This is a genomic window from Paraburkholderia sp. RL17-337-BIB-A (genome assembly GCF_046025895.1).
Lineage (GTDB): Bacteria > Pseudomonadota > Gammaproteobacteria > Burkholderiales > Burkholderiaceae > Paraburkholderia > Paraburkholderia fungorum_C.
In genome coordinates this window covers 1,968,721-1,981,778 of record NZ_JARESY010000001.1, presented here as the reverse complement: position 1 = coordinate 1,981,778, position 13,058 = coordinate 1,968,721, and the positions used below count along the sequence as shown (strand labels likewise).

The window sequence follows — 13,058 nt, the reverse complement described above, 5'->3', positions numbered from 1 at the left end:
TGCCTTACCCAACCTGCTGTTCATCCGTCATTCCATCCTGCACGGCCGACAACAGGCCGTCGCCATCCACCTTGAAACTGAAACCGCGCCAGCTCACGCGCGAGGACCAGAAGCTCGCCACGAAAATCGAAAACGATACGATATCCCACAACGGCAACAGCCACAGGTCGCGATGCGCCTGCTGCAACGCGCGATCGGACAGCAGTTTCAGGACGAGCCGCACGCATACGGCAACCAGCGCGAGCGGCCACGACCACAGCGCGCCGCCCGAGAAGGCGATGGCGAGCAGCGCGAACGCGAGCGGATGAATCAGCGCCGAGCCGAGATGGCCGAGTGGATCGATGCGGCGAATCGTACGGCTCCAGCGCAGTTCGTGCGCGATCAGTTGCGTCGCGCTCGATTCCACGCAGGCATGTGAGATCGTGAACGGTGGAATCACCACCTTCTCGCCGATCATGCGCACGGCCTCGCCGATTGCATGGTCTTCGGCCAGATGCTTCACGAACGGCGTGAATCCACCGATTTTTTCGAGGGTTTCGCGTCGCATCGCAATGGTCTGCCCAAAGCAGGGTCGGGCAAGACCGAGCGCCAGGCCTGTCACCACGCCGGGCAGGAACTGGTAGTTGGTGGCCTTGGCCGACATGCGCGGCCAGAAACCAGGATCGGGCGCACCGCGATACACGCAGGTGACGAGCCCGACACCAGGCTTCTGCAACTCGCCGATCACATTGCGCAGATAATCCGGCCCGACGCTGACGTCGCTGTCGGCGAACACCAGCACGTCGTGCCGGGCCCGCGGCAGCATATTGAGGATGTTGCTGATCTTGCGGTTCGGTCCGTACAGGCGCGGGTCGGCGACCACGGTGATATCCGCTTCGGGATGCAGCTTCCGCAGATCGTCGACGGTTTGCAAGGCGGGGTCGGCCGAATCGTGTACGCCGAACAGGAATTGCACGGAGCCCGGATAATCCTGCTGACAGAAGCTCGACAGATTGGTGAGCAGCGCCCACTCATTGCCGTGCAACGGTTTGACGATCGTGACCGGCGGAAAACTGGTCGGCTCGGACACCGCTCTCGCAAAGAACCGGCCGATCAACGCACCGGCCAACACTGTGTAGGCGATGCCGAACACCGCACCCGCCGCACACGCATAGGCCAGCGTGACGGCAAGCAGATGCAGGGCGCTCACGCTTGGTGAGCGCGCAGGAAGCGGAAGAATTCGACGCCTTCACGCAAGCGCCGTTTCATCATGTCCCAGCTCGTCAGCATCTCACGCAGAATTTCCCAGATCTTCGACGGACGGAAATAGAAGCGCTTATAGAAGTTCTCGAGCTGGTGGTAGATCTCGTCGCGCGACAGATGCGGATAACCAATCGCCGCCAGTTGCACCCCGGACTTGCTGACGAGATTGATGACCTTGTTCTCTTCGAGCCAGCCGTTTTCGACCGCCTGGTTGTAGAGCGTCGTGCCAGGATACGGCGCGGCGAGCGACACCTGGATCGTATGCGGGTTGATGTCCTTCGCGTACTCGATGGTCTTCTGGATCGTGTCCTGGGTCTCGCCAGGCAGCCCGAGAATGAAGGTGCCGTGAATCTTGATGCCGAGCTTGCGGCAATCTTCGCTGAAACGCCGGGCAATGTCGGTACGCAGACCTTTCTTGATGTTCAGCAGAATCTGATCGTCGCCGGACTCGTAGCCGACCAGCAGCAGACGCAAGCCGTTTTCTTTCATGATCTTCAGCGTCGCGTACGGCACGTTCGCCTTCGCGTTGCATGACCACGTCACGCCCAATTGTCCAAGACCGCGGGCGATTTCCTCGACGCGCGGCTTGAAGTCCGTGAAGGTGTCGTCGTCGAACATGATCTCCTTGACTTCAGGCATGTTGTCGCGAATCCACTTCACTTCTGCGAGCACGTTCTCGACCGAACGGGTGCGGTAGCGATGCCCGCCCACCGTTTGCGGCCACAGGCAGAACGTGCATTTCGAACGGCAACCGCGGCCCGTGTAGATGGACACGTAGGGGTGCTTCAGATAACCGATGAAATAGTTGTCGATCTTCAGGTCGCGCTTGTAGACCGGCGCCACGAACGGCAGCTCGTCCATGTTCTCGAGAATCGGACGCGCTTCATTGTGCTCGATCGAACCATCGGGGGCGCGATAGCTGAGACCTTTGATCCCGGCGAACGGCTTACCCTCGGCGACTTCCTGGCAGGTGAAGTCGAATTCTTCGCGGCAGACGAAATCGATCGCCTCGCTCGCGGTCAGCGAATTGTGCGGATCGACCGCGACCTTCGCGCCGACCATGCCGATCAGCATCGAAGGCTTACGTTTTTTCAGGTCTTCGGCAAACAGCGCATCGGTGGGAAACGACGGTGTGCTGGTGTGAATGACCACCAGATCGTATTGCTGTGCAATATCGAGCGATGCGTCGACGGAGAGACCGTCGGCGGGGGCGTCGAGTACGCGGCTGTCGGGCACGAGGGCGGCGGGCTGCGCGAGCCACGTCGGATACCAGAACGAGCGCACTTCACGCTTGGCCTGGTAGCGCGAACCCGCGCCACCGTCGAAGCCGTCGTACGACGGCGCCTGTAAGAACAGGGTCTTCATGAATGCTCCAGCAAGCCTTTGATTGGCGCTTTCAGTTTTCTGTCGGAAAACTATCGGAACTATTGCCCGCTGGCATACGCACGGGGCAAAGGAATCGCGCAAATACTACGGAGCAAAGCTGAAGGAAACCTTAAGGAAAATACCTCTCACCGTGTCGCCCAGCGCCTCGGAGGGCTGGTGCGCGAGATCGAGGTGGCCGCGCCACATTCGCGTGAGCAGCGCGACGGCGCGCTCGCCGGTGTGCGAAACGAATTGCTGGGTGGGATCAGTGCGGTGCAGAGCGTCTACGCTTAATGCGATTCGGGTTCGGCGTTTGGCGTTTGGCGTTTGGCGTTTGGCGTTTGGCGTTTGGCGTTTGGCGTCTTATGCGAAGCGCACGACTAAATCGCGCTTGCCGCACGCAAAAAAAAATCTGCCGGTCCACGCACCTGCATGCGCGGACCGGCCACTCCTTTCACACCGGCTTGATATCCGCCGCCTGCTTGCCCTTCGGTCCTTGCTTGATTTCGAAGCTGACCTTCTGGTTTTCCTGCAGCGATTTGAAACCTTCGCTGCGAATTTCCGAGAAATGGGCAAACAGATCCTCGCCACCGTCGTCCGGTGTGATAAAGCCAAAGCCCTTCGCGTCATTGAACCACTTCACTGTACCGGTTGGCATGTCGATTCCTCGTGCACCTTGGTTGATTGGATTGCATTCGCCGTCTTTCGCCTGCCGCTTTCGAGTATTGCCCTGGGTGCTGCCTTGGCCCACCCGTGGCGTCATCGAAAGCTGTCGGCTCCCGCAGGTTTCTGCTACTGCTGCTTGACTTTACGCCTGTTTGAGCGGCGCCGCTCAAGCATGCGTTTCTCCGCGGCGGCAAACGGAGCAGCAAGACGCGTGCCGCCACCCGCCATGACCCCAGCGCCGGTACGATTGCGCGCAATCAGATAAGATGATTGCTATCGGCAGTCCATCCATGGCCGCGCAAGTCCAGCTTATCGCTCCGCGATCCGCCTCACATCCGCGCGACCTATCGCTTTCCCACTAACAGGAACCCAGCATGGCCACTTCGAGCTATACCGATACCCGACTTCTGATTAACGGCGAGTGGTGCGACGCCGCCAGCGGCAAAACCCTCGACGTCGTCAATCCCGCCACCGGCAAGCCGATCGGCAAGGTGGCCCATGCCGGCATCGCCGATCTGGACCGGGCGCTGGCCGCTGCTCAGCGCGGCTTTGAAGCATGGCGCAAGATCCCGGCCAACGAGCGCGCCGCGACCATGCGCAAGGCCGCCGCGCTGGTGCGCGAGCGCGCCTCCGACATCGGCCGCCTGATGACGCAGGAACAGGGCAAGCCGTTCGCCGAAGCGCGCCTCGAAGTGCTCGCCGCGGCGGACATCATCGAGTGGTTCGCCGACGAAGGCCGCCGCGTCTACGGGCGGATCGTGCCGTCGCGCAATCTGGCGGCGCAGCAAACGGTGCTCAAGGAACCGATCGGCCCGGTGGCCGCATTCACACCGTGGAATTTCCCGGTCAATCAGGTCGTGCGCAAGCTGAGCGCGGCGCTCGCCTGCGGCTGCTCGTTCCTCGTGAAGGCGCCCGAGGAAACCCCGGCATCGCCGGCGGCGCTGCTGCAGGCCTTCGTCGAGGCAGGCGTGCCGGCTGGCACGGTCGGCCTCGTGTTCGGCGATCCGGCTGAGATTTCGAGCTACCTGATTCCGCATCCGGTGATCCGCAAGGTTACCTTCACCGGTTCGACGCCGGTCGGCAAGCAGCTGGCCGCGCTGGCCGGGGCGCACATGAAGCGCGCGACAATGGAATTGGGCGGTCACGCGCCTGTCATCGTGGCCGAAGATGCCGACGTGGCACTGGCCGTCAAGGCCGCCGGCGGCGCGAAATTCCGCAATGCAGGCCAGGTCTGCATTTCGCCCACGCGCTTTCTGGTGCACAACAGCATCCGCGAAGAATTCGCTGCGGCGCTCGTCAAGCACGCCGAAGGCCTCAAGCTCGGCGACGGTCTGGCAGAAGGCACCACCCTGGGGCCGCTCGCCAACGCACGCCGTCTCACCGCGATGAGCAAGGTGCTCGACAACGCGCGCAAGACCGGCGCCAAGGTCGAAACGGGCGGCGAACGCGTGGGCTCGGAAGGTAACTTCTTTGCGCCGACCGTGCTGACCAACGTGTCGCTCGAATCGGACGTGTTCAACAACGAACCGTTCGGCCCGATCGCCGCGATCCGCGGTTTCGACACGCTGGAAGAAGCAATCGCTGAAGCGAATCGTCTGCCGTACGGTCTGGCGGGTTATGCGTTCACGAAGTCGTTCCGCAACGTGCATCTGCTGTCGCAACAAGTGGAAGTCGGCATGTTGTGGATCAACCAGCCTGCCACGCCCTCGCCGGAAATGCCGTTTGGCGGCGTGAAGGATTCGGGCTATGGCTCGGAAGGCGGTCCGGAAGCAATGGAAGGCTATCTGGTCACCAAGGCGGTTTCGGTGATGGCGGTTTAAGACGGGGCTTTCAGACTTTTATCGGCTCACTGTGAAAGGCCCGCGAACGCGCGTTCGTGGGCCTTTTTTCCTGTTATGAACCACCCCACCCTCGAACCTATGCAACCCACGCTGACGGGACACACGGTCGAACTCAGGCCGCTTCAACAGGAACACGCACAAGGTCTGCTCGACGCTGCCGCGGACGGTCGGTTGTGGAACATGAAGCTGACCGTCGTGCCGGGCCCCGAAACCATTGGCGGGTATATTGCAACCGCACTCGATGGACGCGCGGCCGGGACCGTGATGCCGTTTGTAATCGTGAGACGCGACACGGGGGCGATTGTCGGCAGCACGCGGTTCTGGAAAATCGACCGGGTGAACCGGAAGCTGGAAATCGGCCACACGTGGTTGGGCGAATCGGTGCAGCGCTCGGCGGTGAATACCGAAGCGAAGTATCTACTGTTGAGTCATGCGTTCGAAGCGATGCAGTGCGTGCGCGTGCAGTTCACGACAGACGAACTCAACGAAAAATCAAAAGCCGCGATTCTGCGGATCGGCGCGAAGCAGGAAGGGATTGTCCGGCACGAACGGATCATGCCGGATGGGCGCAAGCGCAATTCGGTGCGCTTTAGCATCATCGATGAAGAGTGGGCGCAGGTGAAGGCGATGCTGGAGGGGAAGCTGGGGCGGTGAGCCCCGTCTCACGTTACTCACTTCACGCCGCCGCGTTCCCGCACAATCCAGCCGCCCCACACTCTCTCAAACGTGCACGTCCCGCTCCTTGAGCGGTGGCTGCGTCGCCCCCACAAACTCCTCGCGCAACGCATCGCGCGCGTGATGCCGGCGCACCCACAGCGCGGTAAGAATCGGCACAAGAATCGCGGTCACGAGACATGCCGTCGCGACCATCGCCGTCGCTGCCGGCACGAGCGGCTTGAAGCGCGGAATCATCTCGCCGATGATCGCCGGGTTCGCCACCGCGGCCCCCGCCGTCGACGAAGCCGCCAACCCCGCCGCCCCATTGCCGCCCGCGATCCAGCGGTCCGCGAGGATCAGCGGAATACCCGTCACGACGATCACCCCAAGACCCAGCACGATCCCCGGCAAGCCGCTCTTGACGATCACGCTGAGGTCGATGCCGCTACCGAGCGCAAAGCCGAAGAACGGGATCAGCGGATGCACGCAACGACCGAAGAATTCGCGCAACTCGCCATCCAGATTCCCCAACGCGAAGCCGATCAGGAACGGCAGCACCGCACCCACGAAAAGCCGCGGCTCGAAGAACGCGACACCGGTCGCGCCGAGAATGATCATGCTGACGAGCGGTCCCGATTCGATCGACATCAACACGAACGCGCCCGCTTCCTCCTTGCTGCCGTATTGCTGCATCACAGCCGCATAGAGACCGCCGTTGGTCATGTCCATCGAGGTCGTGATCGCCAGCACCGAGAGGCCGGCGAACAGCCCTGCCTTGACGCCGTCGATCGGAATGAAGCGGGCAGCGATCAGCGTCGCAATCCAGGCCACCACCATTTTGGTCACGAGCAGCGTGCCCGACTTGCGCAGCACCATGCCCGTCGCCCGCAGGTCGATCGTCGCGCCCATGCAGAAGAACCACACCGCCAGAATCGGCACGGTGCCGGTAATCAAGCCATTGGAGAACGAGCCGAGATATTTTCCCGCGCCCGGCGCAAACGTGTGAACACAGGCGCCGAGCAGCAATGGCACCAGCATCAGCCCGCCTGGAATGCGGTCGATGGCCTTCTTGAGCTTCATGCCTCCTCCATGGACTTTGCGTCCCGTTATCGGGTGGATCACCCGTGGGTAATTGTCCCGTTCTTACGCCGGGCGACTCCCTTTCGGCGCAATATAGCACCACGATAGGAACAACGTTCCGATTTTGATAGACTTCCGGCTCATCGTTTACCCGCTGCCATCTGCAAGCCTTGTCATGCTTGATGCGGCAGTGCAATATTTTCGGACCGATGTTCCATATTGAATATTTCGCACTACAGTCGAAGGCAGAACGGACGCGCGCGGTCGAACTGCCCGCATCACTCGGCAAGGCACCACAGGCAACGCGAACGCCATAGGAACCTACGCAACGTGAACACCTTCTATCTCACCGGCAAGGTCGCCATCGTCACCGGCAGCAACACGGGCCTCGGCGCCGGCATGGCCGTCGCGCTCGCCACGGCGGGCTGCGACATCGTCGGCGTGAGCCGCGCCGACGCCGGCGCGACGCCCGCGCTCGTCAAAGCGGCCGGGCGCCGCTTCGCGGACGTGCGCGCCGACCTCGCGTCGATCGCCCCGGTCGACGACATTCTGCGCGCCACAATCGAAGCGTTCGGCCGCGTCGACGTGCTCGTGAACAACGCGGGCATCATCCGCCGCGACGACGCACTCGACTTCAGCGAAGACGACTGGGACGCCGTCATGGACGTCAACCTGAAGAGCGTGTTCTTTCTTTCGCAGGCCGTGGCGCGGCAATTCGTGACGCAGCAAAGCGGCGGCAAGATCATCAACGTCGCGTCGATGCTGTCGTTCCAGGGCGGCATACGCGTAGCGTCCTATACGGCTTCTAAAAGCGGCGTGCTCGGTCTCACGCGATTGCTCGCGAACGAATGGGCCGGGCACGGCATCAACGTGAACGCGATCGCGCCGGGCTACATGGCGACAGCAAACACGGCGGCGCTGCGCGGCGACGCGCAGCGCAACGACGAAATTCTCGGCCGCATTCCAGCCGGGCGCTGGGGTACGCCGGCGGATCTCGCGGGGCCGGTCGTGTTCCTCGCCTCGTGCGCGTCGGACTATGTGCACGGCCATACGCTTGCAGTAGACGGCGGCTGGCTGGCGCGCTAGCGTGGCGCAAGCAGAGGTCGCGCGGATCGCGGGACGCGGTATGCTCCCGGCGCCGGGGTTTGATCGGCACTGGTCGGCACTATCGGCATCGGGTTGTGATCAGGTTTCGAGCGCGTTTTCAGTGCGTTTTGAGCAGACAGGCATCAACAGGAAATCAGAGAAATGGCAGCAATGGGCAAGCAGCGCAAGGACGGCGACGTCGCACACGAGCCGGACCCGGACAGCACGGGCTGCGTGACCAACGACCGTGGCGAATCGGCTTCGTCGGTCGGTCGGGTCTTCGCGATTCTCGGCGCGATCGGCGACAGCGGACAGATCGGCATCAGCGAACTGTCGCAGAAGCTCGGCATGTCGAAGACCACCGTGCACCGCGTGATCCAGACGCTGAAGGCGCTCGGCTATGTCACGCAGGAAATCGAAACCGAGCGCTACCGGCTGACGATCCGCCTGTTCGAACTCGGCGCGAAGGCGCTGGAGAGCGTCGATCTGGTGCGCGAAGCCGACGTCGAGATGCGCCGCATCGGCCAGGTCACGCGCGAGGCGGTGCACCTCGGCGCATTCGACGAAGACGCCATCATCTACATCCACAAGATCGACGCCGATTACGGGTTGCGCATGCAGTCGCGAATCGGCCGCCGCAATCCGTTGCACAGCACGGCGATCGGCAAGGTGCTGCTGGCGTGGATGGACCCGGCCGAAGCGCGCGAGGTGCTCTCGCACGTGGAATTTCGCAAGTCGACGCAAAAGACGCTCGCCAACGCCGACGCCGTATCAAGCATCTTGCCGCGCGTGCGCGAGCAAGGCTACGGCGAGGACAACGAGGAACAGGAAGAAGGACTTCAATGTCTCGCGGTGCCGGTATTCGACCGCCTGGGCCGCGTGATCGCCGGTCTGTCGATTTCGTTTCCGACCATGCGCTGCGGCGCCGACACGAAATCACACTACGTCGCGCTCCTCAAGCAAGCGGGGCTCGCGATCTCGACGCGGCTCGGTTACCGCGAGGCCAGCGCGCCGGAGCATCTGGCCATCGAACAGGGTTCCCCTTAAACCCGAACACGCCGCTAGAGCCGCCTCAATCAGGGGCCCGAGCGGCCCACATGGTTCAAGCGGCCTTCACGGCCGGCTTCGGTTCGACGCTGCGTGTAAAGCTGCGGCGACCGTCGACGCTCACCGGCACATCGCCCTTCAGCGTCACGCGACGCACCACACGGTGCGCGTCGCCGTAATCGTTGACGGCGTAGTGCTGGGTCGCGCGGTTGTCCCAGATCGCGATGTCGCCTGCCTGCCAGCGCCAGCGCACGATGTTCTCGAGTCGCGTCACATAGGATTGCAGCAGTTCCAGCAGATGCGCCGACCCACCCGGCGTGAGACCGACGAAGCTCTTCACGAAATGACCGAGAATCAGCGTCTTTTCGCCGGTTTCCGGATGGACGCGCACGACCGGATGCTCGGTCTCATAGCGTGTCGACACGAACGCTTCGCGATAGCGTTTGTAGGCCTCGGCATCGCGTCCACGCTCGCCGACGTTGGCGTGGTTCGCGTAGTCGTATTCATTGCTGTGCACCGCCCACAGTTGTTCCGCGAGTGCCTTGAGCGGCGGCGGCAGATCGTCGTAAGCGGTGGCGGTGTTCGCCCATACCGTATCGCCGCCCACGTCCGGAATCGTCACGCCGCGCAGAATCGAGGCCTGGGGATAGGCATCGACGAAGGTCACGTCCGTGTGCCACGAATTCGCGCGGCCGCCGCGATGCGAATCGAGTTCGAGCAGGTAGTCGGTGCCGTCGATCACCGGCACCGTCGGATGCGAGACCGGCTCACCGAGCAGCTTCGCGAAGGCTTCCTGATCGGCGTCTTGCAGATGCGTCTGGCCGCGGAAAAAGATCACCTTATGGCGCACCAGCGCGGCGCGAATCGCTTCAACAGTTGCCGGTTCGAGCTGGTCCGACAGGCGCACGCCACGAATTTCCGCGCCGATGCGGCCGGTAACGGGATGAATGTCCAGTGCGTTGGACGTCGCGAGACTGAGATTCGACATGCGATGCAACTCCTAAGGTTGAGAACGGGACAGTCGGCGCGCCGTGCGGCACGCAGGGCGAAAGTCGTTAGCTGAAGGCGGCAGTGGCGCGAACCGGCCAGGCGCCGATCAGCTCGACAGTGCTTTCATCGATCTAACCAGTGTTGACGGCGCACGTAAAAGACTTGTTTTTTCTGTGCTTATCACGCACTCGGGAATAACTATCGCGCGCGGATGCCATGACGTCGAAATCGTCATGATCGAGGCCGCACCTTCCAAGTCTGCAACTGAATGTATCCGTCTGGCATACGCCCCACGATGGGCCGCGTCGTGCATGTTTCTGTTGTTCACACGTATGCGCGTCGGTTTGCCGGAGCCCGGCGAGTACATGACGGCCTCACACTTTTCATAGCGTGCTCAACGAGTTGGCCGCTGACTGCCTGCATGCCAGTGGAACGACTAATCGCAGCGCTGCAACGTATTCCCGCACTCTGCTGTGTACCCAGCCGACATACGCAGGAATCGACACGTCCTGTTACACACGAACACACCGGTAATCCGGCCGCTCAGTAGAGTTCGATCACACGCAATCGGGAGAGCAACATCATGAAACGAATTTTCGCGCTGGTTCTATTGGCTATCACCCTCGGCAGTGCATTGGGTGGTTGCATCTTCGTCCCGGAGGGTGGTTATCACGATCATGACCACTATCACGATCACGACCATTACTAAGCGGCGCCCGCGCAGCGCACTCCACTATCAATCGAACAACCGGGAATAAAACATGAACAATTCACGAAGCCGCTGGCTGTCCATGGCAATCGTTGCGGGTCTGGGGATCGGGGTATCTTCTGTCGCGCTGGCGCACGTCGATGTAGGCGTGAATATCGGCGTGCCGGGCGTGGCCTACGCGCCCGCGCCGGTCTATGCTCCCGCGCCGCCCGTGGTGGTGGTGAGTCCTGGCTGGCACGGCGACCGCTATTACGACGGTCACCGCTACTGGGAACGACGCGAGTGGGAAGGCCGCCATCACGAGCGCGAATGGCATGATGCGCGCGGTTATCGCGATGGCCCGCATGGCGATTGGCACGGCCATGGCGACGATCACGGCCGCGACTACCACTAATGACGCATGGGCCGTGGCGGCGTCATCAGGCCGCCGGCCCGCATACGCATTCGCGCCACACCTTTTGCAGGAGCGACGATTTGGTACGCAGCGATCCACGGCGAGTAACGGCGCAAATCGACGGCACAATCATCTCCGCCGAATACAGCGAACAGACCGGCCAATTGTGTTTGCGTCAGGACGGCGCCGTGCTTCGCGAATGGTTTCCACCTCATTCGTGGATCGCGATTGCGTCGGTCGCCGGCGCGCGGCACTGGGGCACGCGGCCTAGCGACGAGGATCTTCAGGCCTTATTGCGCAATGAGATGACCCTGTTGCGCGCGCCATGACCGCTTAACGTACGTTGTGGATCGGCGGCGAATAGGAGCTTACCGTCGTATCGCTGCCGTAGCCGGCTTGCCATGTGCCGCGACTGGCAGAACCGTAACCGCTGGTATCGGTCTGACGCGCGCCCTGCTGCGCGGAAACTTGCGCTTGCGTATCCTGTGCATTTTGCGGGACCGCCTGATTCGATTGAGCAAACGAGGCGATCGGCGCGCCGAGAACAACGGCAATAGCAACAGCGTTGATGAGCGATTTCATGAAACCACCTCTAGAGATTGTCTTTTACGCGCCGCGGATGTAACGCGTAGTACGGTAAAAGAGAGTCTAGGGGTGGACCAGGCGCGGATAAATCCTACATTCCTGAATTCACTGTTTCCGTTGACACGACAATGGTGAATCCTCACCCATCAAGTTCGCCGATGCGAGCTGGGGCACCGCGCGCCGCGGCGCCACGCGCGGATTATTGCGCGACCGCGACGCCTACATAGTTCTCCGCCATCGCGGTAGCTGCCGCACGCGACGTGGTCACATATTCGAGCTCGGCTATTTGCAGTTGCTGCTCGAACGGCGAGGCGCCTTCAATGCGGTGCATCATGCTTGTCATCCAGTACGAGAAATGTTCCGCGCGCCAGATGCGTTTGAGCGCGGTTTCACTGTAACCGTCGAGCAGATCGGTGCGATTTTCGACGTAGAACGCGCTCAGCGCCTGGGTCAACACGCGCACGTCGGCGACCGCGAGGTTCATCCCCTTCGCACCGGTGGGCGGCACGATATGCGCGGCGTCGCCGGCGAGGAAGAGCCGACCATGCTGCATGGTGGCCGACACGAAACTGCGCATGCCGACAATGTTCTTCTGGAAAATCTTGCCGTCGACGATTTTCTGGCCGTCGTGCGAATCGACGCGTGCGTGCAGCTCAGCCCAGATTCGATCGTCGGACCAGTTGTCGACGGATTCCTTGGGATCGCATTGGAAATACATGCGCTGCACGTTCTGCGAGCGGGTGCTGACCAGTGCGAAACCGCGCTCGTGCCGCGCGTAGATCAGTTCATCCGACGAGGGCGGTCCTTCGCACAGAATGCCGAACCAGCCGAACGGATAGACGCGTTCGAAGTCCTTGCGCAAAGCCCGCGGAATCGACGCACGCGATACGCCTTGCGAGCCGTCACAGCCAATCACGAAGTCGCATTGCAGTTCGCATGCTTCGCCTTCGTGGCGATAGCGGATCGAAGGCTGCACGGTATCGATACCGTGCAGCGACGTCTCCGTCACGCCGAAACGCAGTGCCCCGTCGGCCGCCACGCGCGCGGCAACCAGGTCTTTGATGACTTCGTGCTGCGCGTACACCGTGATCGAATGGCCGGTGAGACCCGTCAGATCGATGCGCCGCCGCTTGCCTTCGAACGCCAGTTCAAAGCCGTGATGCAGCGCGCCCTCGGCCTTCATGCGCGCGCCGACGCCGGCTTCGGTGAGCAGGTCCATCGTGCCCTGTTCGAGCACACCGGCGCGGATGGTGGATTCGATCTGTTCGCGAGTACGCGATTCGAGCACGACGGAGTCGATGCCGCGCAAGTGAAGAAGATGGGAAAGAAGCAGGCCCGCAGGCCCGGCGCCGATGATGCCAACTTGGGTGCGCATGAGTTGTCTCCTGAATGCGGT

Annotated in this window: 14 protein-coding genes; 7 read left to right on the top strand and 7 right to left on the bottom strand. The window is 62.1% G+C overall.

The features are described from left to right. Positions 1-4: 4 nt before the first annotated feature. The 3 genes from hpnI to P0D84_RS08910 form a co-directional block, all read right to left on the bottom strand. Positions 5-1,189 carry a bacteriohopanetetrol glucosamine biosynthesis glycosyltransferase HpnI gene (hpnI, locus tag P0D84_RS08920; RefSeq protein WP_408335006.1) on the bottom strand — a complete coding sequence of 395 codons (1,185 nt, stop codon included), beginning with the start codon at positions 1,187-1,189 and terminating at the stop codon, positions 5-7. Then, a complete protein-coding gene (gene hpnJ / locus P0D84_RS08915; protein ID WP_408335003.1) occupies positions 1,186-2,607 on the bottom strand; it encodes a hopanoid biosynthesis associated radical SAM protein HpnJ in 1,422 nt (473 codons plus the stop codon). Before hpnJ ends, hpnI begins: the two co-directional genes overlap by 4 nt. Positions 2,608-3,061: 454 nt before the next feature. Next, complete coding sequence (locus P0D84_RS08910; protein WP_007181784.1) at positions 3,062-3,265, bottom strand: cold-shock protein; 204 nt, start codon at positions 3,263-3,265, stop codon at positions 3,062-3,064. A gap of 382 nt (positions 3,266-3,647) precedes the next feature. Here P0D84_RS08910 and P0D84_RS08905 point away from each other — a divergent pair, with 382 nt between their 5' ends. Both P0D84_RS08905 and P0D84_RS08900 read left to right on the top strand, forming a co-directional pair. Then, positions 3,648-5,093, top strand: a complete 1,446-nt coding sequence (locus P0D84_RS08905; protein ID WP_408335000.1) for an NAD-dependent succinate-semialdehyde dehydrogenase — start codon at positions 3,648-3,650, stop codon at positions 5,091-5,093. A gap of 75 nt (positions 5,094-5,168) precedes the next feature. Beyond that, the gene (locus P0D84_RS08900; RefSeq protein WP_408334998.1) at positions 5,169-5,768 is read left to right on the top strand and encodes a GNAT family N-acetyltransferase; all 600 of its coding nucleotides are present in this window, start codon (positions 5,169-5,171) and stop codon (positions 5,766-5,768) included. A gap of 66 nt (positions 5,769-5,834) precedes the next feature. On the opposite strand, the gene kdgT is transcribed toward P0D84_RS08900, so the two are convergent. Continuing rightward, the gene (gene kdgT / locus P0D84_RS08895) at positions 5,835-6,851 is read right to left on the bottom strand and encodes a 2-keto-3-deoxygluconate transporter (RefSeq protein ID WP_408334995.1); all 1,017 of its coding nucleotides are present in this window, start codon (positions 6,849-6,851) and stop codon (positions 5,835-5,837) included. Between the two features lie 330 nt (positions 6,852-7,181). Here kdgT and kduD point away from each other — a divergent pair, with 330 nt between their 5' ends. After that, on the top strand, positions 7,182-7,937 hold the full coding sequence (gene kduD, locus P0D84_RS08890; protein WP_408334992.1) for a 2-dehydro-3-deoxy-D-gluconate 5-dehydrogenase KduD: 756 nt from the start codon (positions 7,182-7,184) through the stop codon (positions 7,935-7,937). A 162-nt stretch (positions 7,938-8,099) separates the two neighbouring features. Next, positions 8,100-8,984: a DNA-binding transcriptional regulator KdgR gene (gene kdgR / locus P0D84_RS08885; RefSeq protein ID WP_408334989.1), complete on the top strand. Its 885-nt coding sequence runs from the start codon at positions 8,100-8,102 to the stop codon at positions 8,982-8,984. 55 nt (positions 8,985-9,039) lie between these two features. Here kdgR and P0D84_RS08880 read toward each other — a convergent pair whose 3' ends face one another. Continuing rightward, positions 9,040-9,972 carry a TauD/TfdA dioxygenase family protein gene (locus P0D84_RS08880; RefSeq protein WP_408334986.1) on the bottom strand — a complete coding sequence of 311 codons (933 nt, stop codon included), beginning with the start codon at positions 9,970-9,972 and terminating at the stop codon, positions 9,040-9,042. 585 nt (positions 9,973-10,557) lie between these two features. On the opposite strand from P0D84_RS08880, the gene P0D84_RS08875 reads away from it, so the two are divergent. From P0D84_RS08875 to P0D84_RS08865, 3 genes are all read left to right on the top strand, one after another. After that, positions 10,558-10,683 carry a hypothetical protein gene (locus tag P0D84_RS08875; RefSeq protein WP_408334983.1) on the top strand — a complete coding sequence of 42 codons (126 nt, stop codon included), beginning with the start codon at positions 10,558-10,560 and terminating at the stop codon, positions 10,681-10,683. Positions 10,684-10,735: 52 nt separating this feature from the next. Further along, the gene (locus P0D84_RS08870) at positions 10,736-11,077 is read left to right on the top strand and encodes a hypothetical protein (RefSeq protein ID WP_408334980.1); all 342 of its coding nucleotides are present in this window, start codon (positions 10,736-10,738) and stop codon (positions 11,075-11,077) included. Positions 11,078-11,157: 80 nt separating this feature from the next. Next, complete coding sequence (locus P0D84_RS08865) at positions 11,158-11,406, top strand: hypothetical protein (protein WP_408334977.1); 249 nt, start codon at positions 11,158-11,160, stop codon at positions 11,404-11,406. Between the two features lie 4 nt (positions 11,407-11,410). Here P0D84_RS08865 and P0D84_RS08860 read toward each other — a convergent pair whose 3' ends face one another. Together P0D84_RS08860 and P0D84_RS08855 are read right to left on the bottom strand one after the other, a co-directional pair. Further along, entirely contained in the window at positions 11,411-11,659 is a 249-nt protein-coding gene (locus P0D84_RS08860; RefSeq protein ID WP_408334974.1) for an OmpH/Skp family outer membrane protein, read from the bottom strand. 202 nt (positions 11,660-11,861) lie between these two features. Continuing rightward, positions 11,862-13,037 carry a 4-hydroxybenzoate 3-monooxygenase gene (locus P0D84_RS08855; RefSeq protein WP_408334972.1) on the bottom strand — a complete coding sequence of 392 codons (1,176 nt, stop codon included), beginning with the start codon at positions 13,035-13,037 and terminating at the stop codon, positions 11,862-11,864. Positions 13,038-13,058: the final 21 nt, after the last annotated feature.